Origin of the sequence: Microbacterium sp. STN6, assembly GCF_026410545.1 — a bacterium.
Taxonomy (GTDB): Bacteria; Actinomycetota; Actinomycetes; order Actinomycetales; family Microbacteriaceae; genus Root112D2.
On the sequence record NZ_JAPMIT010000001.1, the window covers coordinates 1 to 24,115 of the forward strand.

General features: G+C 67.1%; 25 protein-coding genes. 14 read left to right on the plus strand and 11 right to left on the minus strand.

All coding sequences use genetic code 11. The features are described 5' to 3' along the window. Positions 1–92: 92 nt before the first annotated feature. Entirely contained in the window at positions 93–587 is a 495-nt protein-coding gene (locus tag OSC27_RS00005; protein ID WP_267179377.1) for a helix-turn-helix domain-containing protein, read from the minus strand. 210 nt (positions 588–797) lie between these two features. Between OSC27_RS00005 and OSC27_RS00010 the strand changes: the two genes are divergently transcribed. Continuing rightward, the gene (locus tag OSC27_RS00010; protein WP_267179378.1) at positions 798–1,334 is read left to right on the plus strand and encodes a flavin reductase family protein; all 537 of its coding nucleotides are present in this window, start codon (positions 798–800) and stop codon (positions 1,332–1,334) included. A 152-nt stretch (positions 1,335–1,486) separates the two neighbouring features. Here OSC27_RS00010 and OSC27_RS00015 read toward each other — a convergent pair whose 3' ends face one another. The 6 genes from OSC27_RS00015 to upp form a co-directional block, all read right to left on the minus strand. Continuing rightward, positions 1,487–1,771 (minus strand): Fe-S cluster assembly protein HesB, encoded by a 285-nt coding sequence (locus OSC27_RS00015; RefSeq protein ID WP_267179379.1) that lies wholly within the window; start codon positions 1,769–1,771, stop codon positions 1,487–1,489. 187 nt (positions 1,772–1,958) lie between these two features. After that, the gene (locus tag OSC27_RS00020; protein WP_267179380.1) at positions 1,959–3,029 is read right to left on the minus strand and encodes an NYN domain-containing protein; all 1,071 of its coding nucleotides are present in this window, start codon (positions 3,027–3,029) and stop codon (positions 1,959–1,961) included. A 42-nt stretch (positions 3,030–3,071) separates the two neighbouring features. After that, complete coding sequence (locus OSC27_RS00025) at positions 3,072–4,112, minus strand: lactonase family protein (RefSeq protein ID WP_267179381.1); 1,041 nt, start codon at positions 4,110–4,112, stop codon at positions 3,072–3,074. Positions 4,113–4,169: 57 nt separating this feature from the next. Next, positions 4,170–4,607, minus strand: a complete 438-nt coding sequence (locus OSC27_RS00030) for a MarR family winged helix-turn-helix transcriptional regulator (protein ID WP_267179382.1) — start codon at positions 4,605–4,607, stop codon at positions 4,170–4,172. 335 nt (positions 4,608–4,942) lie between these two features. Continuing rightward, complete coding sequence (locus OSC27_RS00035; protein ID WP_267179383.1) at positions 4,943–5,713, minus strand: winged helix-turn-helix domain-containing protein; 771 nt, start codon at positions 5,711–5,713, stop codon at positions 4,943–4,945. Between the two features lie 380 nt (positions 5,714–6,093). Then, on the minus strand, positions 6,094–6,726 hold the full coding sequence (upp, locus tag OSC27_RS00040) for a uracil phosphoribosyltransferase (protein ID WP_267179384.1): 633 nt from the start codon (positions 6,724–6,726) through the stop codon (positions 6,094–6,096). 153 nt (positions 6,727–6,879) lie between these two features. On the opposite strand from upp, the gene tadA reads away from it, so the two are divergent. Further along, positions 6,880–7,314 (plus strand): tRNA adenosine(34) deaminase TadA, encoded by a 435-nt coding sequence (gene tadA, locus OSC27_RS00045; protein ID WP_267180373.1) that lies wholly within the window; start codon positions 6,880–6,882, stop codon positions 7,312–7,314. 192 nt (positions 7,315–7,506) lie between these two features. On the opposite strand, the gene OSC27_RS00050 is transcribed toward tadA, so the two are convergent. Next, the gene (locus tag OSC27_RS00050) at positions 7,507–8,469 is read right to left on the minus strand and encodes a cation diffusion facilitator family transporter (protein WP_267179385.1); all 963 of its coding nucleotides are present in this window, start codon (positions 8,467–8,469) and stop codon (positions 7,507–7,509) included. Between the two features lie 23 nt (positions 8,470–8,492). On the opposite strand from OSC27_RS00050, the gene proC reads away from it, so the two are divergent. Continuing rightward, on the plus strand, positions 8,493–9,341 hold the full coding sequence (gene proC / locus OSC27_RS00055) for a pyrroline-5-carboxylate reductase (protein WP_267179386.1): 849 nt from the start codon (positions 8,493–8,495) through the stop codon (positions 9,339–9,341). A gap of 139 nt (positions 9,342–9,480) precedes the next feature. Here the strand turns inward: proC and OSC27_RS00060 are convergent, their stop codons facing one another. Then, on the minus strand, positions 9,481–10,152 hold the full coding sequence (locus OSC27_RS00060; RefSeq protein ID WP_267179387.1) for a potassium channel family protein: 672 nt from the start codon (positions 10,150–10,152) through the stop codon (positions 9,481–9,483). Continuing rightward, entirely contained in the window at positions 10,145–11,581 is a 1,437-nt protein-coding gene (locus OSC27_RS00065) for a TrkH family potassium uptake protein (RefSeq protein WP_267179388.1), read from the minus strand. Before OSC27_RS00065 ends, OSC27_RS00060 begins: the two co-directional genes overlap by 8 nt. A 125-nt stretch (positions 11,582–11,706) precedes the next feature. Between OSC27_RS00065 and OSC27_RS00070 the strand changes: the two genes are divergently transcribed. The 5 genes from OSC27_RS00070 (at position 11,707) to OSC27_RS00090 (ending at position 13,270) form a co-directional block, all read left to right on the plus strand. Next, positions 11,707–12,135 (plus strand): ArsR/SmtB family transcription factor, encoded by a 429-nt coding sequence (locus OSC27_RS00070; protein ID WP_267179389.1) that lies wholly within the window; start codon positions 11,707–11,709, stop codon positions 12,133–12,135. 2 nt (positions 12,136–12,137) lie between these two features. Beyond that, positions 12,138–12,332, plus strand: a complete 195-nt coding sequence (locus tag OSC27_RS00075) for a helix-turn-helix domain-containing protein (protein ID WP_267179390.1) — start codon at positions 12,138–12,140, stop codon at positions 12,330–12,332. A gap of 71 nt (positions 12,333–12,403) precedes the next feature. After that, complete coding sequence (locus tag OSC27_RS00080; protein ID WP_003792170.1) at positions 12,404–12,502, plus strand: 30S ribosomal protein bS22; 99 nt, start codon at positions 12,404–12,406, stop codon at positions 12,500–12,502. Positions 12,503–12,632: 130 nt separating this feature from the next. Further along, positions 12,633–12,920 carry a glutaredoxin family protein gene (locus OSC27_RS00085; protein ID WP_267179392.1) on the plus strand — a complete coding sequence of 96 codons (288 nt, stop codon included), beginning with the start codon at positions 12,633–12,635 and terminating at the stop codon, positions 12,918–12,920. 47 nt (positions 12,921–12,967) lie between these two features. After that, complete coding sequence (locus OSC27_RS00090; RefSeq protein WP_267179393.1) at positions 12,968–13,270, plus strand: Dabb family protein; 303 nt, start codon at positions 12,968–12,970, stop codon at positions 13,268–13,270. A 33-nt stretch (positions 13,271–13,303) separates the two neighbouring features. Here the strand turns inward: OSC27_RS00090 and aspS are convergent, their stop codons facing one another. After that, positions 13,304–14,695, minus strand: coding sequence for an aspartate--tRNA(Asn) ligase (gene aspS / locus OSC27_RS00095; RefSeq protein ID WP_267179394.1), 1,392 nt, complete (start codon positions 14,693–14,695; stop codon positions 13,304–13,306). Between the two features lie 194 nt (positions 14,696–14,889). Here aspS and OSC27_RS00100 point away from each other — a divergent pair, with 194 nt between their 5' ends. The 6 genes from OSC27_RS00100 to OSC27_RS00125 all read left to right on the plus strand — a co-directional run bounded on the left by OSC27_RS00100 (position 14,890) and on the right by OSC27_RS00125 (position 24,070). Then, complete coding sequence (locus tag OSC27_RS00100; RefSeq protein ID WP_267179395.1) at positions 14,890–15,525, plus strand: histidine phosphatase family protein; 636 nt, start codon at positions 14,890–14,892, stop codon at positions 15,523–15,525. Between the two features lie 8 nt (positions 15,526–15,533). Further along, positions 15,534–16,145, plus strand: a complete 612-nt coding sequence (locus OSC27_RS00105; RefSeq protein ID WP_267179396.1) for a TlpA family protein disulfide reductase — start codon at positions 15,534–15,536, stop codon at positions 16,143–16,145. 1 nt (position 16,146) lies between these two features. Further along, entirely contained in the window at positions 16,147–16,899 is a 753-nt protein-coding gene (locus OSC27_RS00110) for a cytochrome c biogenesis CcdA family protein (protein ID WP_267180374.1), read from the plus strand. Further along, positions 16,883–18,547, plus strand: coding sequence for a cytochrome c biogenesis protein ResB (gene resB, locus OSC27_RS00115; protein WP_416348789.1), 1,665 nt, complete (start codon positions 16,883–16,885; stop codon positions 18,545–18,547). Before OSC27_RS00110 ends, resB begins: the two co-directional genes overlap by 17 nt. Positions 18,548–18,556: 9 nt before the next feature. Then, positions 18,557–19,573, plus strand: a complete 1,017-nt coding sequence (ccsB, locus tag OSC27_RS00120) for a c-type cytochrome biogenesis protein CcsB (RefSeq protein WP_267179398.1) — start codon at positions 18,557–18,559, stop codon at positions 19,571–19,573. Between the two features lie 252 nt (positions 19,574–19,825). Beyond that, on the plus strand, positions 19,826–24,070 hold the full coding sequence (locus OSC27_RS00125) for a carbohydrate binding domain-containing protein (protein WP_267179399.1): 4,245 nt from the start codon (positions 19,826–19,828) through the stop codon (positions 24,068–24,070). Positions 24,071–24,115 lie beyond the last annotated feature (45 nt).

A 24,115-nucleotide genomic window follows, 5' to 3' on the forward strand; every position in this document is an offset into this window, starting at 1 on the left:
CGGATACTCCGACCGGTGCTCCCGCACCAACCGGACAGCGCGCTCACGCAACGCAGAATCGATCTTCTTAGGCATGACATACATCCTTCAACTCAAAAGGATGCGGCATCAAACCCGGGACGCTTCATGTCGGTGCCATCGGTTAGGCGCCAGTGGGTGAAGTCGGATTGCCAGGTCTCGTTCGGTTGTGCTGCTTCGAAGCGGATGTAGGAGGAGCGGGGGCGTTTGCGGGGTTGCGGGGTGATTAGTCTCGCTGCGTGCAGGATGCGGCGGATCGTGGAGGTTGAGGGGGCCGGGAGTCCTTCTTCTGCCAGGTGCCAGGCGATGGTGATCGGGCCGGCGTCCAGGCCCTGACTGGTCAGCTCGGTGCGCAGCTGCAGGATACGTTGGCGCACTTCGCTGCTGGTGGATTGCGGGTTGCTCTTCGGTCTACGGGATCGGGGATCGACGGCGTCGAGTCCGCTCTCTCGGTAGCGGGCCAGCAGGCGTTGGAGGTGTTGGCGGCTCATGCCGTACTCGGCTGCGGCCGCGGTGACGGTGAGCTGTTTGGAGACGACTTTCAACACGGCGACACGGTTCTTCGACATCCGACATAGTGTCACCGATGTCGCGACTCATCTATGAACGATGTCCTGAACCCAGACACCTTCGGGCGCACCGAAATTTGTGTCGAGAGTGTGTGTTGGCGACGAGACGTTCCGTTCCAACGCCTGTTTTCGTCGCGAACACCCACGCTCGGCGGCTGCTCCGCCACACCGCGGCCGGTCTCGCAAGCACGGCGGCATAGGGTGAGGAGCATGCAGGGGGACCACGAGCGCTACACCGAGCATCTGGTCCGGGAGCCGGCCGGGCTCGACGATCAAGACGAGTATCGCCGCCTCTCCACGAGCGCGGCCAAGGGGGTCGCCGTCGTCACAGCGGTGCATCGCGGCTGGGATCACGCCGTTCCCGTCACCGACTACCTTTCGGTCTCGTACGACCCGCCGACGATGCTCGTGAGCCTGTACGGCCTCTCGCGCATCGCAGAGGCGGTCAGCGAAAGCGGCCGCTGGGCGCTGAGTCTGCTCGCATCCGATCAGAGGCGCGTCGCCGAGAGGCTGAGTGACCAGGGCGGCCCTCTCGACGGGCTGCTACGCACGACCCCGCATCAACGTCGAGAAGAGGGCGCGCCCGCGATCATCACCGGCGCGCTCGCCTGGTTCGAGTTGCGCACGGTTGCTACACACGAGGCGGCCACCCACCTGCTGTTCGTCGGCGAGGTGGTCGCCATGGGCAGATCGCGTGAGCTGGGCGGAATGCCGCTTGTGCACTACCAGTCGGGGTACACCCGCTGAGGCGCGAAGCCGCGGCGAGGCGCTGACCTGCGGCGCGCCGGCCATCCGATTCGCCCGCCCCGCCACGAGGCGAGCGGGGCGCCGGCCGCCCGGGGGTGGGCGGGCGCCCGCCTGCTGCCAGAGCGCCTGGCGCTACTGGCCCAATTCAGTTGCTACTGCGCGACGCCGATCGCGAAACGCACTGCGCCCTTCTCATCGACCTGGGCGTCGAGCACCTTGTCGTCGAGCGCGACCGCGGCGTTCTCCTCGAGGAAGACCTTCGCGCCATCGCTTTCGACGACCTGATCCTGCGGCTCCGGCGCGGGCGTGACCGCGACGGCGAAGTCCGTGTTGTCCTCGGCGGCGCTGCTGATGCGCAGACCGCCTTCGTCAGCACCCGGTGTCTGGGCGGCGATCGCCTTGACGATGCTGCTTGCATTCTCGGTGAGCGTGAGCATGCGCTCTCCTTCCGATAGTCAAATGGAAACCTCCACGTTTCCGCACGGGCTCGGCGACCTCAACCCCTGAGCCCGTTCTCTGCGGGAGTTCACACCTGCGACGCGCCGCCCTCTGTTACCCTCGCGGGCCTGCCGTTGCCGGCAGATCTCGCCTCAACCACCATGCAGAGCGGATGCCGGTGGCCGCTCACTTCTCCAGTGCACCGGGCCGCAGCCGAATCAACCGCGCCTGACCGTCCTCTTTGATCTCCACGATGTTGCCGCGGGACTTCACGAAGTCGGTGAAGCTGCTGAAGCCGAGGGCTCCCTCGTTGAACGACGGATCCATGCGCAGCATCTGGTTCTTCACGCTGGAGCTGTTGAGCCAGTCGGCATCCTGCTTCGACTGGCCGAGCCGGATGGCTCGCACGAGCAGCGCCGTCGGTGGGCGGCCGGGAGCCTCCTGCTCCCCCGTGTCGGCGGTGTCGGCCTTCGCCGCGAGGTCCTTGCTCGTCGCCCGCCGCGCCCCCTTCCCGCTCTTCTGGGCCTTCTGGGCCTCGCCACCGGAGGTGCCGCTGGAAGCTGTCGTCTCGGCGGGCGCGCCATCCGTCGCCGTCTCGGCCGTCGCGGCTGAGGCAGCGACGCGCGCCTTCGAAGCGCCAGGCGGCGCCGGTTCGTCGGCGACCTCGAGGCCGGCCGCATCTCCGCTGATGCCGGGCAGAGCGTCATAGTCGGCGAACTCGTCGCACGCGGCGGCCAGCGCCTTGCTCGTCCCGCCGGCGACGCCGATGCCCACCACGTACCGGCCGAGGCGCTTGGCGCGCTGTGCGAGCGCGATGTAGTCCGAGTCGCCGGCCACGATCACGACGTGGGTCAGATCCCCCAGCCGGAACATGTCCTCGACCACGTCGACGGCGAGCCGAATGTCGGCACCGTTCTTCATCGACTGCACGGTCGGGAACAGCTGTGTCAGATCGATCGCTTTGTCGATCAGCTGCTTCTGATAGCTCGCGTTCACCGGCACCGACCAGTCGGCGTAGGCGCGGCTGATCACGATCGTGCCGAACGACGAGGCGAAGTCGAGCACCGCCGAGATGTCGACGGTGGCCTCCTCGAGTCGGGCTCCGACGCCCGTTGACGAGCGCGCCCTCGTCGCGGTGTAGCTGCGGGCCTTGTCGCGCTGCCATTGGCCCACCCCGTGCAGCTGGTTGTAGCGGCTGATCACGATGTTGTCGAAGTCGATGTAGACGGCGACGCGGCTCTCGGTCGATTCGGTCATTCTCACCCTTACGGTTCGGTGGTTCTCATCGGCCGCCGTGGATCACACGGGCAGCAGGCAGGTCGGCGTGCCGACGGGAACCGTGGCGATGAGCTCCTCGGGCACGCCCGAGTGCGCGTCGAGCCGGAACGCCGTCACATTGCTCGAACCCTGGTTCGCCACGAGCAACAGGCGCCCGAGCTGCAGGTGGTGGCGGGGCGTGTCGCCGCCACAGGAGACCTCGTGCACCGGCTCCAGCCTGGCGCCGTCGTCGTGCACCGCCAGGGTGGAGATGAGGTTGCGACCGCGAACACTGACCAGAACGTAGCGGCCTGCGGCATCCGTCGTTATTTCGGATGCCGTGTCGCCTTTCTGCGCCCCGCCCTGCGTCGCGGGCGTGCTGCTCTCAATGGCGTAGCGGCCGTCGGCGCCGCGGGAGAGTACGAAGGCCTCAACCGAGATCTCGCCGATCACGAGGATGCGGCCGCTGGGGTGGCGAACGAGATGGCGCGGCTCGCTGCCCATCGGGAACACGACCTCGTGGTCGGGCACCAGGCCGGTGCCGGGCTCGTACCGCCACACGCGCAGCAGGTCGTAGCCGAGGTCGGTCGAGGCGACCCGGCCGTCGTCGAGCATGAGTGAGCAGTGCGCTCGCGAGGGGCGACCGCTGGCCGAATGCGGGTCAGTGGCGGGCGGTGCGACGAAGCGGTCCACGATTCCACCCTCGCCGTCGAGTTCGTAGAGGATGACTTTGCCGTCGCCCCAGCACGCGACCACGATGAATCGGCCAGCCGGGTCGACTGCTACGTGGCATGCGGCGGCGCCGGCCTCCCAGGTGGGGCCGAGCGGGGCGAGGCGGCCCGGTTCGGTGACCGCGAACGCCTGCACCGTCTGTGTGAACTCGCCCACCGCGTACACGACGGGAAGGGAGGGGTGCTTCGCGATGAACGACGGCGACTTCGCCTCGGCGGCCAGCCCCGCCCACCGCGGAATGCCGGCATCGACGTGCATCGACCCGATCCCGTGGCCCTCACCGTTGCCGTCAGCGGTATATGAGCCGGTCCAGAGGTCGAACGTCGGCAGGGCGAGTGTCGCATCGGTCATATTTCGACGGTAACCCACCCTGTCGCGGTTGGCGTCAGGCCCGCCGTGTGAGCGACGTCACTCTCCGCTCGCGCGCAGCTTTTCGCATAACTGCGCCAGCTGCGCCAGCTCCTCGTCGCTCAGAGCGCAGCCGACCCGCTTGGTGATCGACGCCATGTGGCTCACCGCGACGCGGCGGAAGATCTCGAACCCCGACTCGGTCAGGCGAATATCGGTGCCGCGCCGGTCGGTGGCGTCCGGCAGCTTCTCGACGTAGCCGCGCGACGCGAGGCGATCAACGAGGCGGCTGACGCTGGGCTGGGTGAGCAGCACATGCCGATTGAGGTCGCGCAGTCGCAGCGAGCGAGCGGGCTGCTGCGAGAGGGTGAACAGCACGTCGTACTCGTTGAACGAGATGTCGGCGTCCGGGAACTCGGCCGCGAGCGTGCGCATCACGGAGACCTGCGCGCGGAACAGCGACTCCCACGTGGATACGGCATCGACCTTCACGTCCATCTGCGCCCCCTCCGGCTGTCTCTCAGAGACAACAATAGGGACTGCGGCGCGAGCGGGGGAAACCCCGTCGGTCTATGCGGGTTCGTGAGGCGTGAACCGGCCCTGATCAGAGTGCCCGCCGGGTTTCGAGACAGTCGGCTTCGCCGACTTCCTCAACCCGCAGAGGTCGGGAGACAGACTGAGGGCCGGTCGCCGAGGCTTAGCGACCGGCCCTCTCCCTTGCACCAAGAGTGTCCTGCAATCACATTCCACACCAGCTGCCACAGCAAACAACCGGTGCTCTTGAACTATATAACGAACAGGTAACGCTGAACAAGTAATGCAATCGTTATTTTTCAGAAGAGGTCGGGACTCGGCGCGCTGGCGTGCCGCACGGAGACGTCCGCGTGCCGATCGAAGCGGTAGCCGACGCCGCGCACCGTGCGCACGATCTCCTCGTACCGGCCGAGCTTGGCGCGCAGCCGGCGCACGTGTACGTCGATCGTGCGCTCGTTCGGCACCTCGTCGTCGTGCGCATTCCAGAGCGCGGTGATCAGCTCTGCGCGCTCAATGGTGCGGCCCTCGCGCAGCACCAGGTACTGCAGCAGCTCGAACTCCTTGTAGGTGAGGCCGATGTTCTCGTCATCGATCACCAGGCGCTTGCGCGAGATGTCGACGACGACGCCGGCGGGCGCCGCCTCGTCCTCGGGCTCCTCGTTCTCCTGGCGGTGCCGGGCGACGGCCGAGGGATCCTGCAGCGCGAGCCGCACGACGTCGACGTCGCGGCCGCCGGCGCCCTGCGGCGCGAGGGCGACCGCCGCGTATGTCTCAGCGGTGGGCACGAGCTCGCCGGTCAGCTTCTTGAGGGCCTCAACAATGCGCCCGAGGTCGGTTCCGGCCGCAGCGGCCTTGGCCTCGTCGATGCCCACATAGAGCACGAAGCCGCGAGCCTCGGTTCCGCTCGGTACGGCACGGATGCGCGCCGGCGCCGCAGGCGGCACGGGCGCGGTCGCGTGGCCGGCCGGGTGGTGTGCCGGCTCCGTCGCGCGGGCCGGGCTCGCCAGGGTCAGGGCCGCGGGTGCGAGCTCGCGGCGGGGTCGGTCGATGTCGATGGTTGCGAGTGACATGGGACGAAAGGTTCCTCGAGGGAGGGGGTGAAGGCCTCTAATGGGGAGGGTGTGATCCTTCGGGTACTTCATGAGTGACGAGGGCAGACCGTTATGAGGATCTGCTCCCGAGAACCGCGCGTCTCGTCAGGCGAGGGCGGTTCGGCGAGGGTTGGCCGTCTCAGGCGCACATTCGACAACACATGAACGCGTCTGCCGGCATCATGGCGCCGGCGATCCCGTGAGCCTCGCAAGAGGTGCGGGTACGCGCGTTCAGGGTCATACTTGCGAGTATCGCCGAAGGGTGCGCCGCGCGTCAAGTCGCCCACGGGGGTGACACCGTGCGGGGTGCGAGGCAGCGGAAGGCTGCCGAGGCATCCGCTGTTCGTGTGCGGAGCGCCTCAGACCGTGCCGTACAGGCGGTCGCCGGCATCGCCGAGACCGGGAACGATGTAGCCGTTCTCGTTGAGGCGCTCGTCGATGGCGCCCAGCACCAGGGTCACGTCGCGGCCCTCCGTGAGCTTCTCGACGGCGGCGATGCCCTCGGGGGCGGCGAGCACGCAGATGGCGGTCACGTCGACCGCTCCGCGCGCGAAGAGGAACTCGATGGCGGTGCCGAGCGAGCCGCCGGTGGCGAGCATGGGGTCGAGAACGAAGCACTGCCGGTCCGACAGATCCTCGGGCAGGCGCTCGGCGTAGGTCGTCGGCTGCAGCGTCTCCTCGTCGCGCACCATGCCCAGGAACCCGACCTCGGCCGTTGGCATGAGGCGCACCATGCCTTCGAGCATGCCGAGCCCGGCGCGCAGAATGGGCACGACGAGAGGGCGCGGCTCACTGAGTGTCACGCCGGTCGTGCCGGTCACGGGCGTCTCGATGTGCACCGGCTCGACGCGAACGCCTCGCGTGGCCTCGTACGCGAGCAGGGTCACGAGCTCTTCGGTGAGCGCTCGGAACACCGGCGAAGGGGTCAGCCTGTTGCGCAACACCGTGAGTTTGTGCGTGATCAGAGGGTGGTCGGCAACGTGCACTCGCATAGGCTCAATCTAGTCGAGGCGGCCCGGGTGACGGGCGCTCAGGTTTCGGGGCGCTCGCTTCGCGGGCTCCCGGGCCCGCGGCTGTCTGCGAAGGGCACATCACGAAAGAGGGCGGCACCAGTGACGGCGGTTCCAGCCGAGTACGGCCAATGGATGCGCGAGGCGCTCGCAGACGCGCGCCTCGCGAGTGCGACCGGCGACGTTCCCGTGGCCGCGAGCCTGCGCGACGCGAGCGGAGCCGTTCTCGGCGCCGGTCGCAACGAGCGTGAACTGCGTCAGGATCCGAGCGCGCACGCCGAGTTGCTTGCGCTGCGGGAGGCCGCGCGCACTCTCGGCGACTGGCACCTCGAGAACACGACACTCGTCGTCACGCTCGAGCCGTGCGTCATGTGCGCGGGGGCGATCCTCGCGGCCCGGGTACCGCGCGTGGTGTTCGGCGCGTGGGACGAGAAGGCCGGCGCGGCCGGCAGCGTCTACGACGTGCTGCGCGACCGGCGACTGAACCACCGGGTCGAGGTCTTCGCGGGCATCGAAGCGGATGCCTGTGGTCGCCTTCTCGAGGAGTTCTTCGCCGCCCGCCGACCCTGACGCGGGTTGAGGAGCCCGCGCAGCGGGCGTCTCGAAACCCGGGGCGCGCCGGGGGTTTCGAGACGGCGCTTCGCACCTCCTCAACCCGCCGAGACGGCGCTTCGCACCTCCTCAACCCGCCGAGACGGCGCTTCGCGCCTCCTCAACCCGCCGAGACGGCGCTTCGCGCCTCCTCAACCCGCTGAGACGGCGCTACTCGAGGCCCTTGATGACGATCGCGTCGGTGCCGGGTTGCGTCGCGTTCGGGTCCGCGTAGACATCCGGCTCGATGTAGATGGTGCGCGCAGCGGGCACAGCGGCCCGGATTCGTGCCTCGATCGCATTGGTGTCTGCGGCGACATCCGCGAGTCTCTTCTGCGCCTTCATGCCGAGCTTCGCGGCGACGAGCAACTCATCGGGCCCGAGGTACAGCGTCTTCATGTGGATGATGTTCGCGCATTCACCGCCCGCGAGAATCGCCTTCTCGATGGCCTGGGCGTCTTTCGCGCTTGCACCCTCACCCACGAGCAGGCTCTTCGTCTCGACCCCGAGCACGAGGGCCACCGCGACGAGTAGAGCACCGATCGCGAGCGAGCCGACGGCATCCCACATGGCATTGCCGGTGAGCAGCGACAGGCCGACGCCCAGCGCCGCGAAGACCAGGCCGAGGAGCGCCGCCGTGTCCTCGAGCAGGATGACCGGCAGTTCGGGCGCCTTCGCCCGGCGAATGAACGTGACCCATGACTGCGAACCCTTGTGCGGCAACGACTCCCTGATGCCGGTGCGCAGCGAGAGACCCTCCATGACGATGGCCACCAGAAGCACCGCAAGCGGCAGCCACCACACCGTGAGCTCGTGCGGCTCGCGCAGCTTCTGAACGCCCTCGTAGATCGAGAAGACGCCGCCGACCGAGAACAACACGATCGAGACGACGAAGGCCGAGACGTAGCGCTCACGACCATAACCGAACGGATGCTCCGCATCGGCCCTCTTGCGCGACTGCCTGCCGCCGAACAACAGCAGCAGCTGGTTGCCCGAGTCGGCGAGCGAGTGCACGCCCTCGGCGAGCATCGAGGTGGAGCCCGAGAAGAACCACGCGATGAACTTGGTGATCGCGATGCCGACGTTCGCGGCCAGGGCTGCGATGACAGCCTTGCTTCCCCCCGTGTCGCTCATGCCCCAATCCTAGGATGGTGAGCATGGACGAGAGCGCTGTGACGACGTTGCCGAGAATCGCCGTGCTCGGCGCCGGGTCGATGGGGCGGGCGGTGCTGAGCTCTCTGGTGACACCGGCGGTTCGGGTGCCCGACGGCATCCGTGTGACAAACCGAACGCAGGCGAAGGCCGACGAGTTGGCCGGCCTCGAGGGTGTCACCGCGCTGTCCATCGAGACGGATGCCGCGGCGAACCGCCGTGCGGTCGACGCGGCCCGGATCGTGCTCGTCGCCGTGAAGCCGGCCATGGTGCCCGACCTGCTCGATGAGATCGCGGACGCGCTCGCCGAGGACGCGATCGTGGTGAGTGTGGCGGCGGGCGTGACGATCGCGACGTTCGAGGAGCGGCTGCCTGCCTCGGTGAGCGTGATTCGGTCGATGCCGAACACGCCTGCGGTGGTGGGGCGCGGGGTGACCGGGTTGAGCGCGGGAACGCGGGCGAGTGCCGACGATGTCGCGCTCGTGCGCAGCCTGTTCGAGACCGTCGGCGAGGTCGTTGAGGTTCCCGAGTCGAAGCTCGACGCGCTCAGCACCATCTCCGGCTCCGGGCCCGCGTACGTGTTCTATCTGATCGAGCAGCTGACGGCGACGGCGATCGATAAGGGGTTCACGCCCGAGCAGGCGGCGCAGCTGGTGAACGGCACGTTCCTGGGCGCGGCCGAGCTGCTCGTGTCGTCGGGGGAGAGCCCGGCCGAGCTGCGCCGGCAGGTGACGAGCCCGAAGGGCACGACGGAGCGCGCCGTTGCGGTGCTGGCCGAGGGCGGACTGAAGGCGCTCTTCGACGAGGCGACGGATGCCGCGCTCGCCAGGGCCCGAGAACTCGCCGCCGGCTGAGCGGGTTGAGGAGGCGCGAAGCGCGGGTTGAGGAGGCGCGAAGCGCGGGTTGAGGAGGCGCGAAGCGCCGTCTCGAAACCCCGTCGGCGCGTGGGTTTCGAGACCGCCGGCTGCGCCGACCTCCTCAACCCGCTGAGCGTCAGTTGTCGACGGCGGCGAAGCGCTCGATGTCGCTCGCGTTGCCGGAGACGATGATGAGGTCGCGGTTGGAGACGACGGTCTCGGGCGTGGCGTACGTGAACGGCTTGCCCGGCGACTTCACGCCGACCACGGTCAGGTGGTACTTGCTGCGAACGCCCGCCTCCATGAGAGTGCGCCCGCGAATCGGTTTCGGCGGGTACATCTTCACGAGCGCGAAGTCGTCGTCGAACTCGATGAAGTCGAGCATCCGCCCCGATACCAGGTGCGCGACCCGCTCGCCCGCCTCGGCCTCCGGGTAGATGACGTGGTTCGCGCCGATGCGTTCCAGGATCTTGCCGTGCGACTGGCTGATCGCCTTCGCCCAGATCTGCGGGATCTTCAGGTCGACCAGGTTCGCCGTGATGAGCACGCTCGCCTCGATGGACGAGCCGACGGCCACGACGGCCACGGAGAAGTCTTCCGCGCCGACCTGACGGAGGGCGTCGATGTTGCGCGCATCCGCCTGAACGGTGTGCGTGATGCGATCCGACCACTTCTGCACCAGCCCGGCATCGGCGTCGACGGCGAGCACCTCCCGGTCGAGGCGGTCGAGCTGGCCGGCGGTCGCGGCGCCGAAGCGCCCGAGACCGATGATGAGCACCGGCGCGTCGTGCTTGATGCGGTCAACCAACGATGGGCCTCTCTTCCGGGCGCTGGAACAGCTGTTTGCGCTGGCTCTGCGCGAGTGCCGCAGCGAGTGTCACTGTACCAACGCGCCCCATGATCATGGTGACGGCGAGCACGTAGACGCCGAGCGGTGGCAGGTTCTCGGTGAGACCAGAGGACAGGCCACAGGTGGCGAACGCACTGATCACGTCGAAGAGCACGTGGTCGAGCGGCTGCTTCGAGATATTGAGCAGCAGCACGGTGGAGACGGCGACGGTGGTCGCTCCCCACAGCACCACGCTCACCGCCAGCCGCAGCACATCGTGGGGGATGCGGCGGTTGAACGCGTCCATGGTCTCGACGCCGCGCGCCTCCGCGAAGGCGGCCAGGAACAGCACCCCGAGGGTCGTCACCTTAATGCCGCCGGCCGTGGAGGCCGAGCCGCCGCCGATGAACATGAGCATGTCGCTCACGAGCAGGCTCGAGTTGTTGAGGTGGCTGATGTCGACGGTCGAGAAGCCTCCCGAGCGTGTCATCGACGAGAGGAAGAACGACTGGAAGACCGCGTCGCCCGGTGAGAGTTTGCCGAACGTCTTCATGTTGTCGAACTCGAGCAGGTAGTAGATGACGCCTCCGGCGAGGAAGAGCAGCACGAACACCGTGAGCGAGAGCTTGACGTGCACCGGCCAGCGCCGCTTACGCCGTCCGAGGTTCTTCGCCAGGGCATAGAGCACGGGGAACCCGATGGCGCCGAGGAACACCGCGATCATCATGACGGTGAGGAACCAGTAGTCGGTCGCGTACGGGGTGAGGCCCGCGGCATCAGGTGTGAAGCCGGTATTGGTGAAGGCCATGGCCGAGAAATAGAAGCTGTTGAAGACCGCCTCGGTGAACGGCACACCATGAGCGAGGATGCGCGGGAACAGCAGCACGGCCGTGGCGCCTTCGATGATCACCGCACTGACGGCGACCGTGACAAGCAGGCTGCCGATCTCACCGAGGCGCACCGCCTGGCCCTCGGCGACCGGGCCGCTGTGGATGCGAAGCGGGTTGCTGTCACTGGCCGCCATGAGCTTGGCGCGCAGGCCGAGACGGCGCGAGATGACCATGCCGAGGATGGAGGCGAGCGTCAGCACGCCCACGCCGCCGATCTGCACGCCGATGTAGATGATGACGTGCCCGAACGCCGACCAGTGCGTCGCCATGTCGACGGTCGACAGGCCGGTGACGCAGATCACGGAGACGGCAGAGAAGAAGGCGTCGGCGAGCGGCGTGGTCGTGCGGTTCGCCGTGGCGACCGGCAGCGAGAGCAGCAGGGTGAACAGAGCGATGAGGCCGACGAAGACCAGGATCGCGAAGCGCGAGGGGCTGCGGCCGGCGAAGTCGTTGAGCACCTCGCGCACGCGCCCGCCCCAGGTTGTAGGGGTCAGGCGCGACACAGCCTTGGCGCGCATTCGAGTTCCCCTTCGCGTGACGAGTGCCTGTGATGAGTGCCTACCTCCGGCAGCGTAGCCGCCTGCGCGCCGCGGGTGCAGGAGGCGCCGCGCCGGGCGCTTGACCGCCGCGCTACCCTTGTGCCATGGCCGACATCTTTGACGTCGTCGCAGACGCGACCAGACGCGACATTCTGAAGGTGCTGCACGACCGGGGAGTGCAGGGTGCCGGCGAGGCGGGCGAGATCAGTGTCTCTGAGATCGTGGGCGCTCTGGAGCTGAGCCAGCCGACGGTCTCGAAGCATCTGAAGGTGCTGCGTGAGGCCGGCCTCGTGACCGTGCGCGAGAAGGGCCAGCATCGCTACTACAGCCTCGACATCGCCCCGCTCGAGACCATCGAAGACTGGCTGATGCCGCTGGTCGACACCGGCAAGGGCGAGCCGTACGTCGAGGTGCTCGGCGGCGAGGCCCGCGAGTTCGCCGGCGTGGTGGGCAAGGTCATTGCCGACACGAGCCACCGGTTCGGCTCCGCCGTGGAGCGGGTCACCCCCAAGAAGTGGCGTAAGGAGCTGTAGGGATGCCGCAGGACCTCTCGGATGTTCGCTTCCTCACCGTCGCCGAGGTTGCCGACATGATGCGCGTGTCACGCATGACCGTCTACCGGCTCGTGCACTCTGGCGAGCTGCCGGCCATCCGCTTCGGGCGCTCGTTCAGGGTGCCGCTCGTCGCCGTCCAGGCGGCGATTGACAACCACGTCGCAGACTCCGCCTAGCGCATGCGCTAGACTGGGCGCTTGTGTGCCGCGCGTTCCGCGGCAAGCCCCCTGAACTTTGTGAGGTCTTCGTGGGTTCTGTTATCAAGAAGCGCCGCAAGCGTATGGCGAAGAAGAAGCACCGCAAGCTGCTTCGCAAGACTCGCCACCAGCGTCGCAACAAGAAGTAGACCGCTTCAGGTCTGCTGGTCAAGAGCGCCGATGCCCCGTGCACCGGCGCTTTTTGCTGCCCTCTTCACCTTCTCTGCGTTCTCTGCGCATGCGGGCGAGCACACGCTCATCGCGATCTAGAGTGGCAGCGTGTCTTCAACGCCTGACGCTCGGCCCGTGACCCTCACCCTTCTCGGAAAGCCGGGGTGCCACCTCTGCGACGATGCTCGCGCCGTCATCGCCGGCGTCATGGAAGAGCTGGCGACGGATGCTGCGGCCCCGGCCCTGAGGTTCGAGGAGCTCTCGATCCTGGATGACCCCGCGCTTCTCGAGAAGTACGTTGATGACATCCCTGTGCTTCTGATCGACGGTAGAGTGCACACCTATTGGCGGGTCGACCCGGCCCGCCTGCGTCGCGCGTTGACCGTGCAACGCTGATCGAGCAAGCCGCGGGCACACTGTTCCCGAGCACGGACGGAGAGACCATGACCCTGCGCCACATCGTGACATGGAAGCTGGCCGAGACCGACCCCAGCATCAAGGCGGATCAGCTGGCGCAGATGCGCAACCTGCTGACCGCGCTGCCAGCGGAGATCAGCGAGGTGCGTGCGCTCGAGGTCGGCATCAACGACGTTCCCTCGCCGAACAGCTGGGACATCGTTCTCATCGCCGACTACGACGACGCCGAGGCACTGCGCCGCTACGACGAGCACCCGGCACACCAGAAGGTGGCCGCGTACAACCGCCAGGTCGTCGCCGAGCGCTCGGTGGTGAACTTCACCGTCTGACGCCCAGGCTCGTTGAGAAAGCCCGCGTCGCGCTTACGGGGTGAGGCGGGTCGGGCCGCGGAATAGGTACGTCACCTCGCGGATCGACGACTCGTGCAGCATGAGCATCAGCACGCGCGCGAGCCCCATGCCGAACCCGCCGTGTGCCGGCACGCCGTACCGGAAGAAGTCCAGGTACTCCCCGAGCTCCGCGGGGTCGAGCCCCTTCTCCTTTGCTTGCGCGATCAGCACGTCGATGCGGTGCTCGCGCTGCGCTCCCGTCGAGATCTCGGTGCCGTTGAAGATGAGGTCGTAACTCTTGGTTAGCGCCGGGTCGTCGTCGTGACGCATGTGATAGTACGGCCGGATGCTCGCCGCATAGTCCGTGAGAAAGACGAACTCGTGCCCATACGTCTCGCGCACATACGCCGAGATCTGTCGCTCACCCTCGGGGTCCATGTCGTCGTCGGCGCGCGGAACCTCGTAGCCGCGCTCGGCGACAATGCGCTTGGCTTCTGCGAGCGGGATGCGCGGGAACGGCGTACTCGGCACCGTAATCTCCACGTCGAAGAGCTCGCGGATCTCGTCGCCGTGCTTCTCCCGAACCGCCGTGAACCCGGCGACCATGAGCGCCTCGTGCAGCGCCATGACGTCTTCGTGGCTGTCGATCCAGCTGATCTCGCTGTCGACGCTCGTGAACTCGGTGGCGTGCCGCGACGTGAACGAGGGGTCGGCCCGGAACGCCGGACCCACCTCGAAGACCTTGCCGAATCCGGCCGCCTGCGCCATCTGCTTGAAGAGCTGCGGGCTCTGCGCGAGGTACGCGGTCGTCTCGAAGTAGTCGAGGGAGAAGAGCTCGGCGCGCGACTCGCTCGCGCTCGCCATGAGCTTCGGCGTGTGGATTTCGATGAAGTCGTTGTTCACCCAGTACTCGCGCAGCGCGTGCTCGAACGTGGTCTGCATGCGGAAGATGAGGTTCTGCTTCGGCTGGCGCAGGTCGAGGAACCGCCAGTCCATGCGCTTGTCGAGTGAGCTGTCGGCGGCGATCGGCGTCTCGGCGATCGCCTCGGTCACGACGTCGAGCCCGGTCACCTTGACCTCGATGCCGCCGAGCTTGACCCGCTCGTCGTGCTTGAGCTCGCCCGTGACGGTGATGAAGGTGCCTTGAGCGAGGGAGGAGATGGTGTCGGCGATCGGGTCGGTGGATGCCGGTTCCTCGCTGCTCGCAGGCTCGCTCGGCGCCGGCGTCGCGGCGGCGCTCCCCAAGGGCCCCGCTCCCTGCTCCAGCGCGCGGCGAGGATGCACCAGCTGCACCGCGCCCGACTCGTCGCGCAGCACGACGAACTGCACCTTCTTCTGGTCGCGCACGGTCTCGACCCAGCCGCCCACGCTCACGGGGCCGTCCTCGAGGTCGGAAAGGTTCTTGATCAATACGCGCGAAGTCACGCGCCCAAGTCTAGGCGAGCGCCCGCGCGCGCTAACTGGCCGGCCCTCGCCCACGTGACGGTTCGGGCCGAATCGCGGGCTTCACGTGACGCAACCCGCAATTCGGCCCGAACCGCTTGCGCGTTGGGCGCATCCGCTCGTCCGGCGAGAACGCAAGGCGAATTCAGAGGAATGCCCTCCGTAGAATGGGAGCCGTGGTAGCGAGCCAGGTTCACCTTGTGCGTCATGGCGAGGTGTTCAACCCAGACGGCATCCTGTACGGCAGGCTGTCGGGCTTCGGCCTCTCTGAATTAGGTCATCGGATGGCTCAGGCCGCCGCCGGCGACCTGAGCTCCCGGGCTCGCCCGGTCACGGCGCTGGCATCCTCCCCGCTGCAGCGCACACGCGAGTCCGCCGCGCCGATCGCCGAGGCGTTCGGCCTCGAGCCGCGGGTCGACGAGCGGCTGATCGAGCCGACCAACCGATTCGAAGGCTCGGTCACTACCCGCGCCATGCGGCTGCCGCGCAACTGGCCCTTTCTCGTGAACCCGTGGCGACCCAGCTGGGGCGAGGCCTACGCGAAGATCGCCGCACGCATGCACGACGCGCTCGACGCGGCATTCGACGAGGTCGCCGACGGTGATGTCGTGCTCGTCAGCCACCAGCTTCCCATCTGGGCCCTGCACCTGAGCCTCACGGGCGAGCGCTTCATGCATGACCCGCGCAGGCGGCGCTGTTCGCTCTCGAGCATCACGACGTTCGAGCGCCGCGACGGCGAGCTCGTCGAGGTGGGCTACACCGAGCCCGCGCTCGAGTTGCAGCACGGCGCCCGAGACGTGGGTGCGGTGTGACGCGGGGGATGGGCGACGGCCCGAAGCGCCCGCGCGCGCTCGCCGTCGCCGCCCTTCTCGTGGTTGCGGGGCTGCTGCTCACCGGCTGCACGAACGACCCGCTGGCGCAGCAGTTCAAGGATGGCGGCAACAAGCAGTACATCGCGGGCAGCGGCGTGACCGAGGTGCCCGCCTCGCATCGCGACGACGCCGTCACCTTCTCGGGCAAGACCGAGGATGGCTCGCGCTTCTCGTCGAAGGATCATCTGGGCGACGTGCTCGTCGTCAACTTCTGGTACGCGTCGTGCGCGCCGTGCCGCATCGAGGCATCTGATCTTCAGAGCCTGAATGAGAAGTACGCGGGCAAGGGCGTGAACTTCATCGGTGTGAACACCGAGGATCAGGCGGCGACGGCCACGGCGTTCGAGAAGAAGTACGGCGTGACGTACCCGTCGATCATCGACGTCAACTCGGGGGCGGCCCAGCTCGCGTTCAGCGGCTCGCTGCACCCGAACGCCACCCCGACCACGCTCGTGCTCGATCGCCAGGGGCGCATCGCGGCGCGCATCGAGGGGCCCATCAACGATCAGCCGTCGACGCTCGACACGCTCATCAGCGACACCCTCGCCGAGAGCAACTGACGTGGGCGGGCTGACAGATCTGGTGACGAGCGGGCAACTGCTCATCGCCGTGCCCATTGCTCTTCTCGCCGGCGTGGTCTCGTTCGCCTCCCCGTGCATCCTGCCGCTCGTGCCCGGCTATCTCGCCTACATCGGCGGTTTCACCGACGGCCGCTCGAGCGCGCGCAAGGGCGACCGCGCGGGCCAGCGCCGCCTCGCCCTCGGCGTGGGCCTGTTCGTGCTCGGATTCGCGGTGGTCTACGTCGTCACGACGTTCCTCATCTCGTCGATCGGGTTCTGGCTCATCCGCTACAACGACGTGATCACGCGCATCGCCGGCGTCGTCGTCATTCTGCTCGGTCTCGTCTTCATCGGGCAGTTCCGCCTCTTCCAGCGCACCGTGAAGCCGCGGTGGAAGCCGGCGACCGGCCTCGCCGGGGCGCCGCTTCTCGGCGTCATCTTCGCCATCGGATGGAGCCCGTGCAGCGGCCCGACGCTGGGCGCCATCTCGGCCATGAGCTGGCACTCGCCGTGGCAGGGCGCGCTGCTCGCGTTCGTGTACGCGCTCGGCATCGGGATCCCGCTGCTGCTCATCGCGCTCGGCCTCGGCTGGGCGACGCACGCGGTCGCGTTCCTCAAGCGGCACACGCGCGGCATCAACCTCTTCGGCGGCGCGCTGCTGATTCTCATCGGCCTGCTCATGGTCACGGGCGTGTGGGGCCTCTGGATGGACCAGCTCAAGGTGGTGATCCCGAACTTTGTCCCGGCCCTCTGACCACTACGAGTCCTCCGCGCAGACCATCACCGAGCCGCAGCTCGGGCTGAAGGGCTGGCTGCGCTGGTTCTGGCGCCAGCTCACAAGCATGCGAACCGCGCTCTTCCTGCTCCTTCTTCTCGCGGTCGCGGCCGTGCCAGGCTCGATCGTGCCGCAGCGCGGAGCCGACCCCAACGGCGTCGTTCAGTACTTCAATGATCACCCGTCGCTCGCCCCCGTGCTCGACAAGCTGCAGCTCTTCGACGTGTTCAGCTCGGTGTGGTTCTCGGCCATCTACCTGCTGCTGTTCATCTCGCTCATCGGCTGCATCATTCCGCGCACCAAGCACCACCTCGATGCCGTGCGCGCCAAGCCACCGCGCACCCCCGCCAGGCTTTCGCGGATGGTCGGCTACCGCACGTACACCCTTCCCGCCGCCCCCGAGGCAGAGCCGTCCGGCGCGCGACCCGCGGCAATCGAGCACGCCCGCACCCTGCTGCGCTCGAGCGGATACCGCGTGGCCCTCTTCCAGGACGCCCGTTCGCAGTCGGTCTCGGGCGAGCGCGGCTACCTGCGCGAGACCGGAAACCTGGTGTTCCACACGGCACTGCTCGGCATCCTGCTCGCGGTCGGTCTGGGTGGCGGCTTCGGGTACAGCGGCCAGAAGATCGTGGTCGAGGGCCAGACGTTCGTCAATGCGCTCGTGAACTACGACTCGTTCAACCCCGGACGCTTCGCGACGCGCGGAGACCAGCTCTCCCCGTACTCGCTCACGCTCGACTCACTCAAGGTCGCGTACGAGACGAAGAACACGAACGCTATCGGGCAGCCGCTCGACTACACGGCGAACGTGACGGCGCGCAAGCCCGGCACGGCTGCCACGAACACCCGCATCAAGGTCAACGAGCCGCTCGACATCGGCGGCACGAACGTGTACCTGCTCGGCAACGGCTACGCGCCGGTCGTCACGGTGCGCGACCCGAGCGGCCAGGTCGCTTTCACGGGAGCGGTGCCGTTCGTGCAGCCGGACGTGAACAACACGTCGATCGGCGTCATCAAGGTGCCGGACGGCCTGCGGCAGCAGCTGGGCTTGCAGGGGTTCTTCTATCCCACCAAGCACCAGCTGCCCACCGGCGCGTACACGTCGATCTTCCCCGGGCTGCGCGACCCGATGCTGTCGCTCATCGTCTACGGCGGCGATCTCGGCATCGACAACGGCGTGCCGAAGTCGGTGTACACCCTCGACACCGACCACCTCACCCAGCTCGACGGCATGGGAACGGATCAGCCCGCGCTTCAACTCGCCCCAGGAAAGACGGTCGAGCTGCCGAACGGCCTCGGCACCATCACGCTCGATGGCGTCAAGCGTTACGCGTCGCTCTCCATCAACCACGACCCGGCGCAGGGCTGGGTGCTCGTGTTCGCGCTGTGCGTGCTGGGCGGCCTGCTCACCTCGCTGTTCGTGCCGCGTCGGCGCATGTGGGTGAAGGTCATCGATGAAGCGGATGGCGGCCTGCGCTTCGAGTACGCAGGCCTGGCCCGCGGCGACGATCCCGGGCTCGACGCTGCGGTCGCCACACTCGCCCAGCGGCACCTCGCCGCCCTCGGCTTCGCCACGGGTGATCCCGGCGTCGACGCCGGCAGTTCGACAAGTCGTAGAAAAGCGTAAGGTGGCACCGTGACCGAAACCCTGTCGCAGATCTCCGTCTACTTCCTCTTCGCCGCCATGGCTCTCTACGCGGCGGCATTCGTCGCGTTCGCGCTCGATATCGCGAACCGAGCGGGGCGCGTGAGCGCCGCGGCATCCGCTGCCCCGAGCGCCGTGGCGCGGCGTGCCGAGGCGAGCGAGAGCACCGCGAGCGTCGGTGCCGTCGGCGGCACGACCACGCTCACGCGCATCACCGAGCGGGTCGAGGACCGCGTGCAGCAGGCGGCCGCCTCGCGGAGCCTGCGCTGGGGCATGGGCCTGACGATCGCCGGGTTCGTGCTGCAGGTCGTGGCCGATGTGCTGCGCGGCGTGGCGGCCGGTCGGGTGCCGTGGGCCAACATGTACGAGTTCTCTCTGACCGGCACCGTGCTGATCATCGCGGTGTTCCTCGGCGTGAACGTGCGGCTCGACCTCAGGTTCCTCGGGTCGTTCGTGACGGGACTCGTGCTCATTCTGCTCGGCATCTCGGTGGTGCGGTACTACGTCGCGGTCGCGCCGCTGCCGCCGGCGCTGCAGTCGTACTGGCTCGTTATTCACGTGCTCGTGGCGACCCTCGCCACCGGGTTCTTCGCGCTCGGCTTCGCGCTCTCGGCCGCGCAGCTGCTGCAGGCGCGGCGCGAGAATCGGGCGGCGCACGGTGAGCCGACGGGACTGCGGTTCCTGCTCACGCTGCCGACGGCCGCGCGTCTCGAGAACCTGGCGTACCGCGTCAACATCGTCGGCTTCATCCTGTGGACGTTCACGCTCATGGCCGGCTCGATCTGGGCCGAGAAGGCGTGGGGCCGCTACTGGGGCTGGGACACCAAAGAGGTGTGGACCTTCATCATCTGGGTGCTGTACGCGGGGTACATCCACGCTCGGGCGACGCGCGGCTGGCGCGGCTCGCGGTCGGCGTGGCTCGCGATCATCGGCTTCGGCGCGGTGCTGTTCAACTTCGGCATCGTGAACGTGTTCTTCCACGGCCTGCACTCGTACTCGGGCCTGTAACAGCGCGCTCACGCTGGTTCGTCACACGCCCTCACGCTGGCCACGGAGGGCGGAGGCCCGTCTCGCAACCTCTTCGATGCAACCATTGCAGCAACTTGCTGCAACTGCTATCTTCACTGTGATTGGCATGCTCCACGCACGCTTTCGGTCAACGACGACGCCTGTCGATGAATGAGACCGACACAAGCCCGGCGGTGAGCGCAGGCACCGCCGAACAGGCGAGGTCAAAGACACATCGAAGGAAGATCGCTGATGAATACTTCTGTTCCACTGGCGGCGCCAGCCGCCGGTCGCAAGCGGCCACTGCGCCGCTGGGCCGCCTGCCTTGCGGCTGCGGCCATGGTCGCAACCGGTCTCACCGTTGCGCAGAGCGTCGCCGCACCAACGGCCGATGCAACCCTGCCCAGTGCGGGCAGCGGCAACAGGAACGTGACCGCAGTCATGTTCCAGTGGCCCTGGACCTCGATCGGCCGGGAATGCACCACGACGCTCGGCCCCGACGGCTACGGCTACGTTCTCACCTCGCCGCCAGCCGAGACGGCCCGCATCGGCGACCAGTGGTGGACCTCGTACCAGCCTGTCAGCTACAAGATCGACGGCAAGCTGGGCAATCGTGCCCAATTCGCCCAGATGGTCTCTGACTGCAACGCTGCGGGCGTCAAGGTCATGATCGACGCCGTCGTCAACCACATGTCGGGCCCGCCGGAGAACTCGACCGGTATGGCCGGCACGCCCTTCAGCTATTACAACTACCCCGGCCTTTACAGTGACAGCGACTTCCACAGCTGCCGCCGTGACATCGACTGGAGCAAGAACAGCCCCGACGAGGATCGCACCTGCCAGCTTGTCGGCCTCTCAGACCTGAAGACCGAGACCGATTATGTTCGGACGAAGATCGCCGGGTATATGAACGACCTCATCTCGCTTGGAGTCTCCGGCTTCCGTATTGACGCGGCCAAGCACGTGTGGCCGGCCGACCTCCAGGCGATCCGGTCGAAGCTGACCAAGCCTGACATCTATTTCGCGCAGGAGGTGATCAACGGAGAGGGAATTACCGAGAGCCAGTACTGGGGCACAGGCGACACCTACGGATTCGACTACGCCAAGAAGCTCAAGCAGGCATTCGGCGGCAACGACATCAGCTGGGTGCAGGGCATCGCGAACGGGCTGACCCCGAGTGATAAAGCGGCCGTGTTCGTCGACAACCACGACACCGAACGTGGCGGCGACGACCTCACGTATAAGGACGGGAACAACTATCTGCTCGCGAACGCCTTCATGCTCGCGTATCCATACGGATCGCCGAACATCCAGTCAGGATTCGCGTTTACGAACACCGAGGCGGGCGCCCCGGTCGACGGCACAGGGCATGTCAAGGATGCCAAGTGCGGCACGGGCGTGTGGGTGTGCGAGCACGCCGAACAGCCCATTGCCGGCATGGTGGGCTTTCACAACGCGGTCGGCAGCAGCTCACTGAACAACTGGTGGACCAACGGAAGCAACCAGATCGCGTTCGGTCGGGGAGACAAGGGCTACGTCGTCATCAACAAGGGTGGTTCCCTGAACCGCACGTTCCAGACCTCGCTACCTGCCGGCTCCTATTGCAACGTCACTGCGACCGATCCGGCAGCGAGCACGTGTGCGCCCGCTGACGCCGTCACGGTCGACAGCTCGGGCCGATTCACGGCCACTGTCGGCAGCAACAAGGCTCTGGCGATCGATGTCGACAAGACCGTCACGACCACGCCGGACACTCAGGCGCCATCGGTTCCCCAGAACGTGACGGCAACCCCGAACGGAACGACGATCGCCGTGTCGTGGAACGCGTCGACTGACAACCGCGGTGTCGCTGGCTACACCCTGACCCGCACGGGCGGAGATGGCCCGGTCACACAGACCGTCACGGGAATAACCTTCAATGACGCGGGCCTCACGCCGAACACGAGCTACGAGTACACCGTGAGCGCCTTCGACGCGGCGAAAAACGTGTCTGCCGTCTCCGCTTCGGCTTCCGCGACAACAGGTGATAAGCCGCCCGCCAACGAAGCTCTCGTCTATTACTCCACTGACAAGAACTGGTCGTCGTACAACATTCACTACCAGGTAGGAGATGGTGCGTGGACGGCCGTCCCCGGCGTGGCGATGGTGCAGGCATGCGCCGGATGGGTGAAGAAGTCCATCGACCTCGGCACGGCGAACAACATCACCGCCGCCTTCAACAATGGCTCGGGCATGTGGGACAACAACGGAAGCAAGAACTACGCCCTTCAGGCGGGAGTCTCCGCGATCAAGGCGGGAACGGTGAGCGCGAGCGACCCGTGCCCGGCGCCAGACGCGATCGCGCCCAGCGTGCCGACGAACGTGCAGGCGAGCGCGAACGGCACATCCGTCACTGTGAGCTGGAATGCGGCCCATGACAATGTCGGCGTGACTGGCTATGTCGTCACGCGCACGGGCGCTGGCGCACCGGCGACGTTCACGACTACGAGCACGAACCTGACGCAGGCGGCTCTCGCGGCCAACACGAGCTACAGCTACAGCGTTGCCGCCAAGGATGCCGCGGGCAATGCGTCAGCGACATCGACGCCGGTGAGCGTAACGACGGGTGATGTCGCCTCGACCACCGCGCGGGTGTTCTACTCAACCGATAAAGGCTGGTCGAAGTACAACATCCACTACCAGGTGGGTTCGGGTGCCTGGACTGCCGTTCCCGGCGTGGCAATGGATGAGGCCTGCACGGGCTGGGTATCGAAGACCATCGACGTCGGCGACGCGAGCACGCTCACGGTCGTCTTCAACAACGGCTCGGGCACCTGGGACAACAACGGGTCGAAGAACTACGCGCTGCCCGTTGGCGTCAGCACGGTCAAGGACGGTGCGGTCGGCTCGGTGAATCCGTGCCCCACACCAGACGTAACCCCGCCGAGCGCGCCGTCTGGCGTCACGGCCGCGGCCTCAGGTGACACGATCACCGTGAGCTGGGATGCGTCGAGCGACAACATTGCGGTCAGCGGTTACACCATTGCCCGCACCGGCGGTGGCGCTCCCGCAACCTTCCAGGCGAGCGGGCTCTCCTTCACCGATAGTGGCCTCGCACCCGGCGTGAGCTACACGTACACGGTGACGGCGAAGGATGCTGCAGGCAACGTGTCGACGCCGAGCGCGTCGGCGTCCGCGACGACCGCATCGCAGCCCACCGATGACAAGACGGCGCCGACGGTGCCTGGAACCGTGACCGCCACGGCGACGGACGCCAAGATCACGCTCAACTGGACGGCGTCGAGCGACGACACCGGCGTGGCCGGGTACGTGGTCGTTCGCACCGGAGTGGCAGCGCCAACCTCGAAGACCGTGACGGAGACGACGTATGTCGACTCCGACGTCACCAAGGGAGCCCTCTATCACTACTCGATCCTCGCTGTCGACGCGGCGGGAAATGTCTCCGCGGCGCAGGGGCCGGTCGATGTGACGGCTCTGACTCCGAGCGACGGTGGTGACGATGGCGGCGACACGGGCGGCGACACGGGCGGCGACACCGGCGGAGCCGAGGGCTCGTTCAGCGCTCCCGTCACGTATGGCCACTACGCGACCAATCCCAATGGGCAGGTCGGCGAGAAGAAGACCATCACGATCGATGGAAAGGCCGACGACTGGACGCCGGACATGATCATCGCTCAAGGTGTGGCCAACGATGATCCGCGCAGTTTCCGAGGCGACCACGAGGGCCCGGTCTACGACCCGTACGCGCTCTACGGTGCGTGGGACGACCAGAACCTCTACCTCATGTGGCAATTCACGAATGTGACGGATGTCATCGACCCCGCGCAGGGGTACCCGATCAGTGATAACGGCAAGCCCTACAACGGCGACATTCCCCAGTCGCTCGCGTTCGACGTCACACCGGGAGTCGGCAGTGATGGCCTCATCGACGGCACCACAGATGGCATCTGGGGCATCAGAGACACGTTCTCGAGCAAGGAGCTCGACCACATGGCGATGTTCTCGAGCAAAGTGGGCGTGGGACAGCCGGCGATGTTCACGCTCAACGCGGGCGGAACGTTCGACTATGAGCCGGCCGAGGTTACGAGCTTCACGAAGGCCGGAATCGAGTACGCGCATGGCGACGGCTTCGCACCGACGGCCCTGTACGGAATCGACGCGAACGGATACGAGGGCTACACGCCCGCTGACCTGAGCGATTCAAGCAAGTACGTGGACATGCTCACGAAGGGGCACGACACGAAGCAGGACACGATCTACGAGATCAAGATCCCGCTGACGGCTCTTGGCATCACCCGCGCACAGCTCGAATCCCAGGGGATCGGCGTCATGCTGATCTCGACGTTCGGCCAGTCGTCGATCGGTTCGTTGCCTCAGGATCCGACAACGCTGGATCACGCGCTCGACCCATACAGCGCTGACGAGTCAACGTCGGCTGAGAAGGAGGACTACGACACGTTCTCGGTGCCGTTCGCCCGGGTCGGCAAGCTGCTCTAGTCAGTGATCGACAAGGGGATGTTCCGCGGTCGGCAGGCGTGCCTG